This is a genomic window from Candidatus Latescibacter sp. IFSED24 (genome assembly GCF_058273205.1).
Window position 1 is genome coordinate 1,237,058 of record NZ_CM177850.1, and the last position, 15,707, is coordinate 1,252,764.

The window sequence follows — 15,707 nt, forward strand, 5'->3', positions numbered from 1 at the left end:
CGGACCTCTCAGTGCTTCTTGAGCTTGACGAAGATTCGACTGCCGGGAAAGCCGTAGGTCTTGCGGATCTGGTTGTTGATGTAGCGCAGGTAGTTCCGGGCGAAGAAGCGCGGCTCGTTCACCGAGAGCATGAACACCGGCGGCGCCGACTCGACCTGGCTGCCGAAGTAGATCTTGCCGATGCCGTTCTGGTGCGGACGCGGTGGCTGGTGCGACACGATGCGCTCGAGGAACCCGTTGAACTCGCTGGTGCCGACGCGTTTCTGTCGCTGCTCGTGCACGTCCCAGACCGTCTCCAGGATGCGCCCGATGCGCTGCTTGGTGAGCGCGCTGAACGTGAACCAAGGCGCGTAGGTCAGGAAGGGGATCTCGCGGCAGAATTCCTCCCAGACCTGCAGGTGGGTGTTGGTGGCCTTGTCCTCCAGGAGGTCCCACTTGTTGAAGGCCACCACCACGCCCTTGCCGCTGTCGTGGATCAGGCCGGCGATCTTGCTGTCCTGCATGACGGCGCCGTGTTCCGAGTCGATCATCATGACCGCCACGTCGCACTGCTCGAGCGAGCGCAGGCTGCGCAGGTTGCTGAAGTACTCGATGGCGCCCTTGACGCGGGCCTTGCGCCGCAAGCCGGCCGTATCGATGATCCGGAGCACCTTGCCGTGCCAGTTGAGGTCGGTGTGGATGGAGTCTCGGGTGGTGCCCGGGATGTCCGAGACGAGCGCCTCTTCACGCCCCACCAGACGGTTCAGGAGGCTCGACTTGCCCACGTTGGGACGCCCCAAAATGGCGATGCGGCAATCGCAAGGCGCCTCCTCGGCCACAACCTCCGGGAAGCCTTCCACGACGCGGTCCATGAGGTCGCCCACCCCCACGCCGTGCAGCGCGCTGATTGGATAAGGCTCGCCCAGACCCAGGCTGTAGAACTCGGCGGCCCCGATGCGGTTGGCTTCCTTCTCGGTCTTGTTCACGCACAGGACCACGGGCTTGCCCGCGCGGCGCAACTCGCGGGCGATGGTCTGGTCCCAGTCCAGGGCGCCGGTCTGCCCGTCGACCAGGAAGATCACCACGTCGGATTCGATGATGGCGTCGCGGGCGATCTGGGTGACCGCCTCGTCGAAGTCGCTCACGGTCTCGCCGTAGGGGATGATCCCGCCGGTGTCGATGAGGTAGAAGCCGTGGCCGGACCATTCGGCGGTCTCGATGAGGCGGTCGCGGGTGACGCCGGCCTGCTCGTGGACCACGGCGCGTCGGCGGCCGACGATGCGATTGAACAGGGTGCTCTTGCCCACGTTGGGGCGGCCGACGATGGCGACGGTGCGTAGGCTCATGGCTCCAGCGGCGAGGCCGCGCTGCGAAGGTGGCAAGGCGGCGCCGGCATGGCCGGCGCAACTCACGGAAACAGTGAAATTTGCGGCGAAGATAAGCTATTCCAGATCAGCCCAGAAGTCAACGAAGCCCTCCTCGTCGGGGACCAGGATCTCGTGGGGCTGATCGGCCGCGATGTCGGCCAGGGTGAGGTCGTCGAGGGTGCGACCATCGCTGTTGAAGACCCGTGGCGAGAGGCACACGGTCCGCGGCGGCGCCGCCGGCAACGCGAGCAAGGCGCCGCGCAGATCGCGGCCCGCCATCAGCCCCGCCACGGTGACGGTGTGGCCGTAGAACGCGTTGGGCACGCCGATCACCTCGAGCGGCGGCGCACCCGCGGCCCGCAGCGCCGGCACGTGCTCGCGCGCGAAGGCGCGGGCCGCCAGCTCGCTGGTCAGGATGGTCAGGGGGCGACGGGGCGCCCGCCGCTCCTCCTGCGACCAGGCAAGGCTCTCGAGCCAGGCCTCACGCAGGCGGCGGGTCAACCCAATGCCGTTGTCCTCCTGCGGGAAACCCGCGTAGTGGTCGGCGGGCGGGAACGGGCGGTCGGCCAGCAGGTAGAACTCGTCGCTGAGGTGGATGAACGGTCCCTCCCACGCCGCCGCTGCCTCGGCCTGGAGCGCCGCCACCTGGTCGATCACCGCGGCGGCGATCTCGGGAGTCACGGGATCGAGGCGGGTCAGGCCTTCACGGTGCGCCGTCAACCCCACCGGAACCACCGCGAGCGAGGCCACGCCGCCCTCGCCGACCGAGCACCGGCGCAGCGCGAAGAGGTCGCGGAAGGACTGCTCCAGGTAGGGCCCGTCGTTCCAGCCGGGGCAGAGCACGATCTGCGTGTGCAGTTCGATGCCGTTGGCGGCCAGCGCGCGCAGCACCTCGCACACGTCGTACTGCCGCTTGATGCCGAGCATGCGCGTGCGGACCGCGGTGTCGGTGCAGTGGACCGAGACGAAGAGCGGCGTCATGCGCTGCTCGATGACCCGCGCCAGCCCCTTCTTGCCCAGGCTGGTCAGGGTGATGTAGTTGCCGTAGAGGAAGCTGAAGCGGTAGTCCTCGTCCTTGACGTAGATGGGCTCGCGCATGCCCTGCGGGTTCTGGTCGATGAAGCAGAAGACGCAGTTGCAGGCGCAGCGCTTGAACTCCATGGGCGCGAAGGCTGCGGTGAGCGCGTCCAGCGCGGTGGGCGGCAGCGGCAGGTCGACCGTCTCGCCGGTGGCGCGGCGGATGGTCACGACCATGGTGTCGTCCTCGGGCTGGTAGTAGTAGAGGTCGAGCACGTCCTCGACGGGACGGCCGTCGAGGTGGCTGAGCTGGTCGCCCTCCCGCCACTCGTAGCGGCGGTCGTGGGGCGCGGGCAGGGGTGTGACGAGATCGATCATGCAGGCCAGTTAGTCAGGAAATGCTCCGTTCCGCAAGGGGGAAGACGGGGCCCGTCGGGTGGCGGGCCCCGGGTCGAGTTCTAGCGCACCAGCGTGGCCTTGGTGCTGATCACGCGCGTGCCAGTATCCAGGCGCAGCAGGTACGTCCCGCTGGGCAGGGCGCGGCCCCCAGCGTCGGTGCCGGTCCAGGTGACGGTGTGCGTGCCCGCCGCGCGCGGCTCGTCCAGGATGGTGGCGAGGTGGCGGCCGCTCAGATCGTACGCCTCGAGGCGGACGGGCGAGGCGGACGGCAGGGTGAAGCTCAGGGACGTGACGGGGTTGAAGGGGTTGGGTGTCGGCGTGGCCAGGGTGATCGCGGTGGGCACCGTGGCGCCGGGCTCGGATGGCCCCTCCTCCACGCCCATCGGCCCGGTGGTCAAGGTCACCAGTCGCGCGGCCGGGATGCCGGCCACGTTCCGGAACGAACCCCCGATCCAGAGCACGTCCTGGTGCACCGCCAGCTCCGCGACCACGCTGTCGAACGGCCCGATCTCGTCCCAGGCCGCGCCGTCGAAGCGATCGACCCGTGGCTCGAGATCGCCGCCCTCGAGGGTGTGCACCGCGGAGACGTAGAGCCGGCCGCGATAATCCGCCACGTCCTTGACCACGGTCCCGGTCCAGTCCGGCAGCGCCTGCCAATCTGTTCCGGTCCAGCTGGCGAGACCGAGGTTTTGCTCCGCATCCAGCTCGTAGGCCACCAGCAGGTCGCCCTGCCAGTGAGCGAGGTGGCAGACCGGCCCGGGCAGGCCCGTCCCCAGAGCGGTCCAGGTCTCGCCGTTCCACACCCCGATGTTGTTCAGGGTCACGCCGGCGAGGGATTCGAATTCACCGCCGATGACCAGGTCGGCGCCCTCGACCAGCATGGCCCCGATGGTGCAGCCGGCAGGTAGCTCGAGGTAGACATCGGGTTCGGAATAGCTCGAGTAGTCGTAAAGCAACGCGCTGGTGCGTCCCAAAAGCAGGCCGTGCCACGACACGAGCTCTGCGACCTCGGGCAACCAGCTCCAGGCATCGGGGATCTCCCAGTGGTCCCCATCCCAGTAGGCCATGGACACCGAGGCGTGGCCCGAGACCTGGGCGCTCAGCTTGCCCTGGTGCCAGGTCATGGCCATAGGCAGGCGTTGGGGATCATCCGGCACGCCGAGGGCCAGGCTGCGGGAGTGCCACGCGTCGCCGTCGTGAAGGACCACGCCCTGGGCGACCATGCCTGCGGCGCTCGCGAAGTAGCCACCGACCGCCAGCCCACCGCTGCCCGGGCAGAGGTGGCGCACCGTGGCATTGGCGCCCAGGCCAGGCACGCAGACGGGGTGAGGACCGCCGGACTCGATGCGAACGATGTTGCTGGCGGGAGGCTCCGCGAAGGACTGGAAGCTCCCGCCAAGGTAGAGGTCGTCTGCCACGGTCAGGATCTCGCGGAAGATGTGATATCCGGCGGCCTCGTATACCACTTCGCCGCTGTCGCCGTCCCAGGAGTTGACGAACGAGTAGGCCCAGCGGTCGCGGCTCTGGATGATCGGCGGATTCTCGTCGCCGCAGACATAGAGGCGATCCGCGGTGGCGTGGAGGTCGTGCATGGGCTTGAAGTAGTGGATATTGCCCAGCTCCGGGATGTCGACCCAGCTCCCGTCGCGCCAGACCTGGACGCCGGCGTCGAAGGCCATGTCGGTCAAGCAAGTGCGGGCGATGTAGAGCTCGTCGCGCCAGACGGCGAGCGCCTCCACGTTCTCGGTCTGCCCGCCGTAGAGGTCCACCAGCTGGGTGCCGTCCCAGGCGAGGACATGACCGGTGGCCAGGCCGTCGGCGGTGTCGAAGGCGCCGCCCGCGAGGAGCATGTCGTTCCAGACCGTGGTGTCGAAGATCCAGCCGTTGGTCGTGAAGAGTTCGGTCCAACCGGCGCCGTCCCAGACCAGGGAACCGGCGTGAAGCTGGTCCTGAAACACCGTCAGCACCTTGTTCCCGGCTGGCAGATCGGCGCCGAGCTGCTCCCACGTGTCACCGGTCCAGCGGCTGACCGTGATCGCCAGGTAGTCCACTCCCCGACACAGCGCGATCAGGTCGCCCTGGTACACGGTGAGGTCATAGACATCCTCGCCGATCGGCCCGTCGCCCAGCGGCTCCCAGGTGTCGAGCACGCGGACGGCCACCCGCGAAGCAGGCTGCGGCCCCAGTGCCGTGAAATTCCCGCCGACCAACAGGTTGCCGTTCCAGGTGGTCAGTACGTTGACCACGCCGTCGGTACCGGTGACATGGAATTCAGTGCCCCACTGGTCGGCGAGGACCGGGGCGGCTTGCATTGTCGCCACGCAGGCGAGGACGAGAAGAAGCTGGCGCATGGAATCCCTCCAATCCCTTCATCCAGACTGATCGACCATGTCGAATGATACCATGTTTCGACGCCAGAATTCCAGCCTGGGGCCGCCTCCGACAAGACGGCCCCGCCTGAGACGGGGCCGTGCCTGCTGTTCTGCGCGGGTCGTTCAGCGTGCGAGCTGCAACTGCACCAGTTCCTCGCTGTGCCCGTAGCAGAGCGTGCCGCAGTTGAGGCAACGCTCGCTCTCCTGGTGGGCCTGGTCCTCGGTGATGGTGTGCTCCACCTCGATGAAGTTGCCCATGCGCTCGGCCAGCGGCAGTTCCTCCTCGTGGACCTTCCAGCTCGGCGTCACGCCCGAGATGGATTCGAGCAGGGAGTCGGCGATCATGTCGGTCTGCCGGTTCTCGATGGGCGGGATGCTGCCCTCGGTGAGCCAGTAGTGGATCGACCGTGCCGCGAACCGGCCCGCGCCCAGCGCCTCCACGGCGAGACCGGGACCGGTGAAGCAGTCGCCGCCGGTGAAGACGTAGGGCACCTCGGTCTGCAGCGTGGCCTCGCTGGCCTCCAGGGTGTTCCAGCGCGTCCGCGTCAGGTGCGGGATGCCGTGGTGGTCGAGGAAGGCCAGGTCGGGCAGCTGCCCCACCGCCTCGACGATCATGTCGCAGGCGATGACCGATTCGCTGCCTTCCACGGGAACCGGCCGGCGCCGCCCGCTTGGATCTGGCGCGCCCAGTTCCATGCGGAGGGTCTCCAGGCCGGTGACCTTGCCGTCCTTCCCGAGCACGCGGTTCGGTGCGCTGAGGAAGTGGAAGCGGACGCCCTCCTCCTCGGCGGCCACGATCTCCGGCGGGTTGGCGGGCATCTCGTCGCGGCTGCGGCGGTAGACCATGGTCACCGTGTCGGCACCCAGGCGCAGCGCGCTGCGGGCCACGTCGATGGCGGTGTTGCCGCCGCCGACCACGATGACGTTGCGGCCGCTGGGCACGTCCTCGCCCTTGGCGAACTTCTGCAGCCAGCCGATACCGCTCTCCACGCCCTGGAGATCGCTGCCCTCGATGCCGAGCTTGCGTTCGTCCCAGGCCCCGACGCCCAGGAAGATGGCCTCGAAGCCCTCGGTGCGCAGGTAGTCGGCCGACACGTCGCGTCCGAACTGGACACCGGTCCGCGCCTCGATGCCCAGGCCCAGGATACCGTCGATCTCCCAGTCGAGGATCTGCTTGGGCAGGCGGTATTCGGGAATGCCGTAGCGCAGCATGCCACCAAGTTCGGGCTGACCCTCGATGATGGTCACTGCGTGGCCGAGGCGCCGCAGATAATAAGCGCAACTCAGGCCGGCGGGGCCGCCGCCGATCACGGCGACCCGGTGGCCCGTGTCGGGCGCCACGGACACCGGCAAGCGCTCGTCCTGAGCCATCTCCCAGTCGGCCACGAAACGCTTGAGGTAGTTGATGGCCACCGGCTCGTCGTTGAGCGTGCGCCGGCAACGCGAGGCGCAGGGTTCGGGACACACGCGCCCGATGCTCAGCGGCATGGGGTTGCGCTCCTTGATGGTCAGCAGCGCCTCGGCGTACTCGCCGCTCTTGATGTGCTGGATATACTTGGGGATGTTGATCTGCGCCGGGCAGCGCTGGCGGCAGGGCGCCAGGCACTCGTCGAAGTGGTTCCAGTGCAGGATCTGGGTCCGATCGGAGATGATGCTGATGATGCCCTTGGGGCACACCCGGGAACAGGCACCGCAGCCCACGCAGCGATTGGGGTCGAAGATCGGCAGGCCCAGCGGTCCCATGGTGATGGCGCCGAACTTGCAGGCGCGCATGCAGGTGCCCAGGCCGAGGCAACCGTGGTCGCACTGCAGGGCGCCGCGGAACAGGGTCATGGCCGCCCGGCAATCGGCATAGCCGCTGTATTCGTACTTGCGGGTGGCGCGCACGCCGCCCTGGCACTCCGAGTGGCTGATCTTGGGCTCGGTGCCCACCATGGGCAGGCCCAGGTAGCCGGCGACGTCGTTGGCCGTCTCGGTCTGTCCCACCACGCAGGCGTTCACTTCGGCCTCGCCACTGATGATGGCCTCGGCACAGGCGGCGCAGCCCGCGAATCCGCAACCACCGCAGTTGGCGCCGGGCAGCAGACCGGTGACTCCGGCGATGCGGGGATCCTCCGGGACGAAGAACACCCGCGCGGCCACTCCCAGACCCACGGCCGCCACCAGGGCGATTCCACCGAGGACGAGTGCTGGCATCAACATGTCACAAATCCTCCTGCGGTCACTGGACCATGCCCTGGAAACCCATGAAGGCCAGGGACATGACGCCGGCGGTGACCAGGGCGATGGCGGTGCCACGCATGGCATGAGGAACCGGGGCAAGGAACAGGCGCTCGCGCACCCCGGCGAAGAGCACGATGGCCAGCGCGAAACCGAAGGCGCTGGCCAGCGAGAAGACCACCATCTCGCCGAATCCGTACTCGTTCTTGATGTTCAGAAGCGCGATACCCATGACCGCGCAGTTGGTGGTGATCAGCGGCAGGTAGATCCCGAGCGCATCGTACAGCGCGCGGCTGTTCTTCTTGAGGAAGATCTCCACCAGCTGCACCAGCGCGGCGATGATCAGGATGAACACCAGCGTCTGCAGGTAATCCAGCCCGAAGCGCATCAGCAGCTTGTGGTGCGCCAGCCAGGTGAAGATCGAGGCGAGCACGGTGACGAAGATCACCGCCGCCCCCATGCCCACGGCCGTCCCGAGCCGCTTGGAGACGCCACAGAACGGGCAGTTGCCCAGGTACTGAGCGAGCAGGATGTTGTTGACGAAGATGGCCCCGAAGGCCAGCAAGACCAGGTCCACGACCGCCTCCTACGTCTGCACGAAGATCTCGCCGCGTTTGCGGCTCCAGGCGTTCATCAGGCCCAGGATGACTCCCAGGCAGAGGAACGCACCGGGCGCCTTCACCATGAAGGTGAAGGGCTCGAACGATGGACCGAACAGATCGATCCCGAACCAGGTGCCGGCACCCAGGATCTCGCGGATCGAACCCACCAGCGTCAGGCTCATGGTGAAACCGAGTCCGATGGACAGACCGTCCGCCATGGAAAGCATCACCGGGTTGCGCGAGGCGAAGGCCTCGGCGCGGCCGAGGATGATGCAGTTGACCACGATGAGCGGGATGTAGATGCCGAGCCGCTGCGACAGCGGGAAGAAGAACGCCTTCATCACCAGTTCCACCACCACCACCAGCGTGGCGATGATCACGATGTAGCTGGCGATGCGCACCTTGTCCGGGATCACCTGCCGCAGCATGCTGATGAACATGTTGGCGAAGATGAGCACGAAGGTCACCGCCATGCCCATGCCCAGTCCGTTGTCGGCGGACGAGGTCACCGCCAGCGAAGGACAGAGTCCGAGCACCAGCCGGAACGGCGGCAGGTCGCGCCAGAAGCCGTGGGTCAACGCTTGGCGGAAATTCATGAGGTCGCCTCCTTGGCGGCCGCGCGGCTCGCGGCGATGGCCGCCAGGATCTCCTCGCGCTGGTTCTTCAGGAGATCCACGATGCGGTTGGTGCCGTCGGCCACCGCACGGGAGGAGTAGGTCGCCCCGCTGATGGCGTCGACGTTCTTGCCCAGTTCCACCGGAGTGTTGGCCGACAACCCACGCCACTGCTGGCGGAAACTGTCCTTGGTCACATTGGACCCGACGCCGGGAGTCTCGCTGTGGGCGATGATCTCGAGCCCGAGCATGGTGTCGGTGGCCAGGTCCAGGCCGATCATGAGCTGGATGTCGCCCCCGTAACCGCCACGGCCTGCGGCCTCGATGGCGAGCATGGCGACCTTGTCGTCCTGGACCAGGTAGAACACGGGGAACTCGGTGCCCTCGCTGACGAACTTGACCTTGTTGGCCAGCAGATCGTCGGCGGGACGGTCGAGCAGCCGTTCGAGCGCCGGGCCGCGCACGTAGAAGTCACTCTGCATCTCGATGCGGGAGGCCAGGGCCTCGCGGATCGCCGCCAGCCCGCCCGCCGCGACCACGCAGATCACCACCAGGACCAGGGCGAGTCTTCCGATTTCACGCATGGCGTTCCTCCTCGAGTCCCAGCGAGGCCGGCGCCCAGCGGTCGAGCAGCGGACTGGTCAGGTTCAGGAGCAGGATGGTGAACACGGCGCCGTCGGCATAGAGGCCGAAGGTCCTGATCATGACCAGGAGCATGCCGCCGAGGAGACCGTAGGCCACCTGCGGCCGGTCGTAGACCGGCGCCGTGGTGTGGTCGGTGGCCAGGAAGAAGGCGCAGAACAGCGTGCTGCCCGCCACCAGGTTCAACAGCGGCGGTGCGGCCCCCACCACGCCGAGCGCCTGCAGCAGCCACGAGGTCAACGCGGTGCCGGCCAGGAAGCCCAGCGGGATGCGCCAGGGGATGCTGCCGAGGGCGGCGGCCAGGATGCCGCCCACCAGGAGCCACAGTCCCTGACCGTTGGCGACCCCGCCCGCTTGCTGGCCGCGCAGGATATCCACGATGCTGAAGTCGCCGGCCGCGGCGGCCCCGAGGCTGCGCACCACGCGCACCGGTTCGTGGACCAGGTCGGCGGCGGTGTAGTCGAGGTGTCCGGGCCAGCTGACCAGCAACATGGCGAAGACCAGGGCCACCGGATGCACCGGCCACCCACCCCAGCCGCCGAACATCTTCTTGCCGACCACGATCAGCAGCACGGATCCGAGCACCACCAGCCACCACGGCGCGGTGGCTGGCAGCAGCATGCCCAGTAGCAGGCCCAGGGTCACGCTGCTGAGATTCTCGGGGTAGTCCTTGTTACCGAAGGAGCGGCTGGCGACGATGTCGGTGAGCACGCTGACCGCCACGGCGAGCGCCAGCACCCTCAGTCCCGGCCAGCCGTGATGGAGCGCGCCGGCCACTGCGGCGGGCAGCAGTCCCAGCAGCCAGCCGGCCTGGATGACCATGAGGCTGCTGCCGTCGTGCCAGTGTGAATTCGCGGCCACGTCGAGCCGACGGATTGGGATCTCCATGCCTGGCTACTCCTGACGCTGCTGGGCCATGCCCACCAGCTGGCGCAAGGGGCGGTGCGCCGGACAGACGTACGTACAGAGGCCGCAGCCGATGCAAGCCTCGGCGTGCAGGCGGCGGGCATCGTCGAACTGATCGAACTCGACCAGGCGACCGATCATGTTGACCGCCAGATGCACCGGACAGGCGCGGACGCAGCGCCCGCAGTTCACGCAGGTCAGGTGTGACTGGTCGGGAATCTCCCCCGGGCCCATCAGGAGCAGGCCATGGCTGAACTTGGTCAGCGGGGTGTCGAGGCTGAACTGAGCGATCCCCTTCATGGGACCGCCGACCACGATGCGTGCGGGCGCCTCGAGGTCCAGCTCGAGCGCGCGCATGACATCGCCGATCCTGGTCCCGATAGGAACGCGGACCGAGACAGGACGATCCAGGCCGTGCCCCGCCACCGTGAGGTGCTTGTCCACCACGGGCGCGCCGCGATCGAAGGCCTGCGCCATGTTGAGCACGTCCTCGGTCGACAGGACCGCTGCGCCGTGCTGGCGGAACGAGTGCGTGTGGGGAATGCGCAATCCGGTGATGGACGGCACCACCACGCGTTCCAGGCGCGCCCGATAGTCGTCGGGCCGGGCGATGATGGTGGCGTGCTCGGCGAAAGTCCGCCGTGCCCATTCGGCCATCTCCTCGGGCACGCTCAAGTACAACTTGGCGCGGGGCAGGATATGGTGCGTGTCGCCCAGCGCCTGGCCGATGCGTTCGGCGAACTCGTGGAGCAGTTGCTCGAACACGAAGATGGACGGCTCTTCGTTCACGCCCTTGACGAACACGTGCTTGACGTCGGGCAGGCCGGACAGTTCCTCTTCGCGGTAGCCAACGCCCGGCAAGGTCCATGGGCAAATGACGCCGCTGGCGCGCAGGAGGTCGATCCGCGCGAGGTCCTGCCAGTGGGGCACGGCCTGGCTGTCCCCCGGGTCACCCTCGATGACCACGGCCGGAACGTGCACGCTCTGGTAGGACCAGAGCGAGACGATCTCGCGCACGGTTCCGCTCAGCGAGGCGTGGATCACGTTCCCCAGGGCGCTCTCCCCGATGGGCTGGCCGCGCATGACCTTGTCGCCGGCCTTCACCAGGGGTTCGAAGATGATCTGGCCGGGATATTCGAGCGGGATGGCCACCGAGGCGGGGACCACACGCTTGATGCCGGCTTCGGGTTTCGACAGGCGCCGGACCTTGGCGAGCGGTCGGGCCAGACTGGCGAGATTCATGGTGCTCCTTGGCGTTTGTCCTACTTCAGATGACAGCGGGCGCAAAGGGTGCGGCCCTCGGCGTCGGCGAACTCAGTGGGCGCCATGGCCAGATGGCAGTCGCTGCACTGGCCGTGATAGGCGTCGGTCAGGGCGCGTACCGCATGACAGTGCTGACAGGTGAGTTCGGCGTCGGCGTGGGTCGCGAGCATCTCTCCGTGGTCGGCGAAGACGCTGTATTCTGCGTCGTCGTGGCAGCCGAGGCAGCCTGCCGCGATCTCGGGTTCGGCCGTCTCGGCGCCATGACACTGCTTGCAGTGTCGCGCCGCCTCGCTGGCAGCGACCTCGTGGCAGTCGGTACACGAGAGGTCGGCGTCGGCGTGGAACTCGAGAATCTCCGTGTGGGTCAGGCCCGCGTCGGCGAAGTCGACATCCTCATGGCAAGCGGCGCAGGACGGAAAGCCTCCGGCGATGATCAGGTCGTGGTGGCAGGTCGCGCATTCCCCGACGATCTCGCCGTGCGCGGCGTGGTCGAAGAGTACGCCGCCCCCGCCATTGGCCAGGTAGACACGCCCCGTGTCGTGTTCCTGGTCCTCCTGCAGGTAGCCAGCCCCACCGATGACGAACAGGATCAGGGCGGCCACTGCGAGCCAGAGTCGCCCGGTTCTTGTCGGTATCACGTTCTTACCACTCCCGGCTCTCGTCGAGGATGATCTGGTCGGCGGCATCGGGATGGATCTCGTGCCAGGTGCAGCCGACGCGCATGCAGAAGAAGAACGGGACCTTGCTGTTGCCCACGGTGATGAGGATCCCGGCGACCCGGCTGTCACCGCGCCCGCACGAACGTCCGGGCACCACCAGCGAGGCGTGGCAGTGCGGGCAGCGGAGATCCTTGGCCTCCTCGCCCTCGGGCAGGGTGATGTCGGTGTGGCGTTCGTAGACGTTCAGATAGGGCGTGACCGTGAGGCTGCCGACCTGGCCATCGGGGGCCATGATCTCGAAGCGCGCCAGCTTGTCCTCGATGATGCTCAGGCCGCAGTGCGGGCAGTAGCAATCCAGATAGGAACCAGTCTTGAGGAACTTGCGCTCATTGAACTGCCGCCGGTCCCAGTACCTGCTCTGCCATTCACCCGGGCCGGAGCCGCTTTTCTTGTCATCATTCATGCTGGACTCCGTTCATACGAGCTGTTCAACGGAGGGCGAGACGGTGGGAGAACTCTAGATCCTGAATCGTGTAAATGCAAACATTTCAAAATCATACAGAAATACATGGAATTATTTAACAGGTCAGGCCGGCACGTGCGTGAGCACGGCCGGAGGATCAAGATGGCGATCGAGTGGGGAGAAAGCTGGAGCGGGCTACGAGGCTCGAACTCGCGACCCTCAGCTTGGGAAGCTGATGCTCTACCAACTGAGCTAAGCCCGCTCCGAGGGCGCTAACTTACATCGGGCCCCAGGCACTGTCAAGACGGCGACAAGCTGGCGCGGGACAGGCGGATGGGCGTCAGGACCTGGCGAGCGCGGCGCGGATCAACCGACCGAGGCCGTCGGCGAGGCGTGGATCATCCGGCGATCCCGCCAGCTCCCGTGAAAGCGCCCGGAACCAGGTCCGTTGCCGCTTGGCGTACTGTCGGGTCATCCGGGTGATCGCGGGCTGGAGGTCCTCCTCCGCCATTTCACCTGCCAGGAATCGCACGATCTCCGCGTAGCCGATACTGGCGAGCCCCGGACAGTCGCAAGCGTGGTCGGCGAGCAACCCACGCGTCTCGGTCAGCCAGCCGGCCTCGAGCATGGCCGCGGTGCGGTCCGCGATCCGCGCATCCAGTTCCGACACGGGGCGCTCGAGCACGCAGAGCGGGAAGCGCAGCCCCAGTGCCGGGTCGGCGACCTGCTCACGGGCCAGTTCGCTGGCCGACCGACCCGACAGACGACAGATCTCCAGGGCGCGCTGGCGACGATAGCGGTCGTTGGGATGGAGCCGGGATGCGCTCGCCGGATCGGCGGCCGCCAGCGCGGCGGCCAGCTTTTCGTCGTCGAGGGCGGCGACGGCCTCCCGCACCTCCGGCAGGCGCTCTTCGCTCCCGGGCGGCAGGGCCAGGAATCCCTCGGTGACCGCGCGCAGGTAGAGTCCCGCGCCACCGACCAGCAGCGGCAGCTTGCCCCGATCCACGATCTGCGGCCAGGTCTGCTCGAAATCACGGCGGAACCGTTGTGCCGAGTAGACCTCCTCGGGCGGCAGGAAGTCGACGAGATGATGCGGGCAGCGCGCCTGTTCGTCGGCCGTGGGCTGGGCGGTGCCGATGCGCAGCCCACGATAGACCTGGCGGCTGTCCAGAGAGATGACCTCGAGGGGGAATTCGGCGGCCAGGGCGGCCACCAGCCCGGTCTTGCCCACGGCCGTGGGCCCCACGATGACGGGGCAGATCAAAGGCCGGGTGTCACTTCCGTCGCCCAAACCGTTTCTCCAGCTCCTCGAGGGTGAAGTTGATGAGCGTCGGGCGGCCGTGGGGGCAGCTCAGCGGCTGATCGGTGGCGAAGAGCTGGTCGACCAGGTTCTGCATCTCCGGCACGGTCAGCGGCTCGCCGGCGCGCACGGCGCCGTGGCAGGCGAAGCTGGCCAGCAGGTCGTCCTGCTGCTCGTTGGCCGGGTCGCTCCCGCCGCCCAGATCGTCCAGCATGTCCAGGAGCAGACGGCCCTCCTGCCAGTTCTTGAGGCTGGTGGGGATGCCCTGGACCAGCACCGACTGGCCGCCGAAGGGCTGGACCACGAAGCCGAGGATCTCGAGGCGCTCCTGGTTCTGCTGGAATGCTTGCAGCTGGGTCGGCGACAGGTCCAGATGCGCCGGAAACAGCAGCTGCTGCGTGGCGAGGCGCCGGCTCTGGCCGGTGATGACCCGTTTGGCCTGATTGTAGAGGATGCGCTCGTGGCTGTTGTGCTGGTCGATGATCACCAGACCGCCGCGGATCTGGGTGACGATGTAGGTGCGATGCAGTTGCCAGAACGGCGCCGAATGCAGGGGCGGCTCGTCGCTGAGTGACGGTGATCCCTGAGCGGGATCGTTGCCGTGCCGGGTAGCCGCCGCGCCGAAAAGCTCGCCCTGGCCGCTGGGCACGCCGCGGTGCTCGTAACCCGCCGAGCCTCCCCGCTGGAAATGGCGGCGCAGGAAATCCGCCTCGGCCTCGGCCAGGCTCCCGGTTCCGCCTTCACCGAAGCCCGGCACCGCGGTGGCGCCCGCTGCGGGCCGGTCCTCGATGTGGAAATGGCTCGCCGCGTGCAGATCCAGCCCCTCCTGCAACGCGCTCTTGAGCAGACCGAAGACCTGCCGTTCGAGCAGCAGCCGGACCTCGGTCTTGGCCGGATGCACGTTCACGTCGACCTCACCCGGAGGCAGCTGCAGGAACGCCACGACCACGGCATGCTTCCCCGGCGGCACCGCCTCCTTGTAAGCCTGGATGATGGCCTGCGAGAGCGCCGGACTCTCCACCGGGCGGCGATTGACGAAGAGGAACTGCTGCTCGCGATTGCCCCTGGTCCAGGTGGGGCGCGAGGCCAGGCCAGCCACGCTGAAGCCCCCGGCCTCCTTCTCGAAACGCGTCAGGTGTTCGCATACCGAACTGCCCAGCAGATCGCGGACGCGGTCGGGCAGGGCCGTGGTGGGCGGCAGATCCAGCAGGACCGTCTCCCCCTCGCGCAGCTGCCAGCGCACCTCCCAGTGCGCCAGCGCCAGCACCGTGACCATACGCACGATGGCGCGTTTCTCGGCCTGCGGCGTCTTCATGAACTTGCGGCGGGCGGGCGTGTTGTAGAAGAGGTCCTCCACCGTGACCGTGGTGCCGGGATTGCGCGGCGCCGGCTCACGCCGCTGGATGGCGCCGCCGTCGAGTTCGATGAGCCCCCCGGTCGTCTCGGCCTCGCAGCGGCTGGTGATCCGGGTCCGGCTGACCGAGGCGATGCTGGCCAGGGCCTCGCCGCGGAATCCGAAACTCCCCACGCGCAGGATGTCGGCGGCCGAGGCGATCTTGCTGGTGGCGTGCCGCTCACACGCCAGGGGCAATTCGCGGAACGGGATGCCGTGACCGTCGTCTTCCACGGTGAGGCTGGCCAGCCCGCCTTCGGTGAAGCGAATGCTGATCCGTGTCGCCTGGGCATCCAGGGCGTTCTCGCAGAGTTCCTTGACGATGGACGCCGGCCGCTCGACCACCTCGCCGGCGGCGATGCGATCGATGGTCGCGTCGTCGAGGACGCGGATGGGAGCTGGCAGGTCGTGCATGGTGTCGCCCGAGGGGTGGGTGGACTGGATCGACGCGGTCATCGGACCTGTAGGATAGGCGCCGGTGGCGACGGCGTCAACGGCCCGGCCGTGGGGA

13 protein-coding genes and 1 tRNA gene are annotated in these 15,707 nt (G+C 67.7%); all 14 read right to left on the reverse strand.

The features are described 5' to 3' along the window. Positions 1–8: 8 nt before the first annotated feature. The 14 genes from der to mutL all read right to left on the reverse strand — a co-directional run bounded on the left by der (position 9) and on the right by mutL (position 15,652). Positions 9–1,325 (reverse strand): ribosome biogenesis GTPase Der, encoded by a 1,317-nt coding sequence (gene der / locus IFSED24_RS05045; RefSeq protein WP_491334123.1) that lies wholly within the window; start codon positions 1,323–1,325, stop codon positions 9–11. Positions 1,326–1,421: 96 nt separating this feature from the next. Then, positions 1,422–2,741: a DUF512 domain-containing protein gene (locus tag IFSED24_RS05050; RefSeq protein ID WP_491334124.1), complete on the reverse strand. Its 1,320-nt coding sequence runs from the start codon at positions 2,739–2,741 to the stop codon at positions 1,422–1,424. 80 nt (positions 2,742–2,821) lie between these two features. Next, positions 2,822–5,113, reverse strand: a complete 2,292-nt coding sequence (locus IFSED24_RS05055) for a FlgD immunoglobulin-like domain containing protein (RefSeq protein ID WP_491334125.1) — start codon at positions 5,111–5,113, stop codon at positions 2,822–2,824. Positions 5,114–5,257: 144 nt separating this feature from the next. Further along, the gene (locus tag IFSED24_RS05060) at positions 5,258–7,336 is read right to left on the reverse strand and encodes an FAD-dependent oxidoreductase (RefSeq protein ID WP_491334126.1); all 2,079 of its coding nucleotides are present in this window, start codon (positions 7,334–7,336) and stop codon (positions 5,258–5,260) included. A gap of 19 nt (positions 7,337–7,355) precedes the next feature. Next, the gene (locus IFSED24_RS05065; RefSeq protein ID WP_491334127.1) at positions 7,356–7,931 is read right to left on the reverse strand and encodes an electron transport complex protein RnfA; all 576 of its coding nucleotides are present in this window, start codon (positions 7,929–7,931) and stop codon (positions 7,356–7,358) included. Between the two features lie 9 nt (positions 7,932–7,940). Further along, on the reverse strand, positions 7,941–8,552 hold the full coding sequence (rsxE, locus tag IFSED24_RS05070) for an electron transport complex subunit RsxE (RefSeq protein WP_491334128.1): 612 nt from the start codon (positions 8,550–8,552) through the stop codon (positions 7,941–7,943). Further along, positions 8,549–9,154, reverse strand: coding sequence for an RnfABCDGE type electron transport complex subunit G (locus IFSED24_RS05075; RefSeq protein ID WP_491334129.1), 606 nt, complete (start codon positions 9,152–9,154; stop codon positions 8,549–8,551). Before IFSED24_RS05075 ends, rsxE begins: the two co-directional genes overlap by 4 nt. Next, positions 9,147–10,100 carry an RnfABCDGE type electron transport complex subunit D gene (locus IFSED24_RS05080; protein ID WP_491334130.1) on the reverse strand — a complete coding sequence of 318 codons (954 nt, stop codon included), beginning with the start codon at positions 10,098–10,100 and terminating at the stop codon, positions 9,147–9,149. The genes IFSED24_RS05075 and IFSED24_RS05080 overlap by 8 nt, the downstream gene beginning before the upstream one ends. A gap of 6 nt (positions 10,101–10,106) precedes the next feature. Further along, on the reverse strand, positions 10,107–11,360 hold the full coding sequence (locus IFSED24_RS05085) for a 4Fe-4S dicluster domain-containing protein (protein WP_491334131.1): 1,254 nt from the start codon (positions 11,358–11,360) through the stop codon (positions 10,107–10,109). A gap of 20 nt (positions 11,361–11,380) precedes the next feature. Further along, a complete protein-coding gene (locus tag IFSED24_RS05090) occupies positions 11,381–12,019 on the reverse strand; it encodes a cytochrome c3 family protein (protein ID WP_491334132.1) in 639 nt (212 codons plus the stop codon). 4 nt (positions 12,020–12,023) lie between these two features. After that, a complete protein-coding gene (locus tag IFSED24_RS05095; protein WP_491334133.1) occupies positions 12,024–12,503 on the reverse strand; it encodes a hypothetical protein in 480 nt (159 codons plus the stop codon). A 186-nt stretch (positions 12,504–12,689) separates the two neighbouring features. Beyond that, positions 12,690–12,765, reverse strand: a tRNA-Gly gene (locus IFSED24_RS05100). A gap of 78 nt (positions 12,766–12,843) precedes the next feature. Beyond that, complete coding sequence (gene miaA / locus IFSED24_RS05105) at positions 12,844–13,794, reverse strand: tRNA (adenosine(37)-N6)-dimethylallyltransferase MiaA (protein WP_491334134.1); 951 nt, start codon at positions 13,792–13,794, stop codon at positions 12,844–12,846. Then, entirely contained in the window at positions 13,778–15,652 is a 1,875-nt protein-coding gene (gene mutL / locus IFSED24_RS05110; protein ID WP_491334135.1) for a DNA mismatch repair endonuclease MutL, read from the reverse strand. Before mutL ends, miaA begins: the two co-directional genes overlap by 17 nt. Positions 15,653–15,707: the final 55 nt, after the last annotated feature.

Bases quoted from the DNA above. Each gene is read 5' to 3' on its own strand.
- der (WP_491334123.1), bottom strand. From the start codon at position 1,325: ATGAGCCTACGCACCGTCGCCATCGTCGGCCGCCCCAACGTGGGCAAG.
- IFSED24_RS05075 (WP_491334129.1), bottom strand. From the start codon at position 9,154: ATGCGTGAAATCGGAAGACTCGCCCTGGTCCTGGTGGTGATCTGCGTG.
- IFSED24_RS05060 (WP_491334126.1), bottom strand. From the start codon at position 7,336: ATGTTGATGCCAGCACTCGTCCTCGGTGGAATCGCCCTGGTGGCGGCC.
- mutL (WP_491334135.1), bottom strand. From the start codon at position 15,652: ATGACCGCGTCGATCCAGTCCACCCACCCCTCGGGCGACACCATGCAC.
- IFSED24_RS05085 (WP_491334131.1), bottom strand. From the start codon at position 11,360: ATGAATCTCGCCAGTCTGGCCCGACCGCTCGCCAAGGTCCGGCGCCTG.
- rsxE (WP_491334128.1), bottom strand. From the start codon at position 8,552: ATGAATTTCCGCCAAGCGTTGACCCACGGCTTCTGGCGCGACCTGCCG.
- IFSED24_RS05055 (WP_491334125.1), bottom strand. From the start codon at position 5,113: ATGCGCCAGCTTCTTCTCGTCCTCGCCTGCGTGGCGACAATGCAAGCC.
- IFSED24_RS05050 (WP_491334124.1), bottom strand. From the start codon at position 2,741: ATGATCGATCTCGTCACACCCCTGCCCGCGCCCCACGACCGCCGCTAC.
- IFSED24_RS05080 (WP_491334130.1), bottom strand. From the start codon at position 10,100: ATGGAGATCCCAATCCGTCGGCTCGACGTGGCCGCGAATTCACACTGG.
- IFSED24_RS05095 (WP_491334133.1), bottom strand. From the start codon at position 12,503: ATGAATGATGACAAGAAAAGCGGCTCCGGCCCGGGTGAATGGCAGAGC.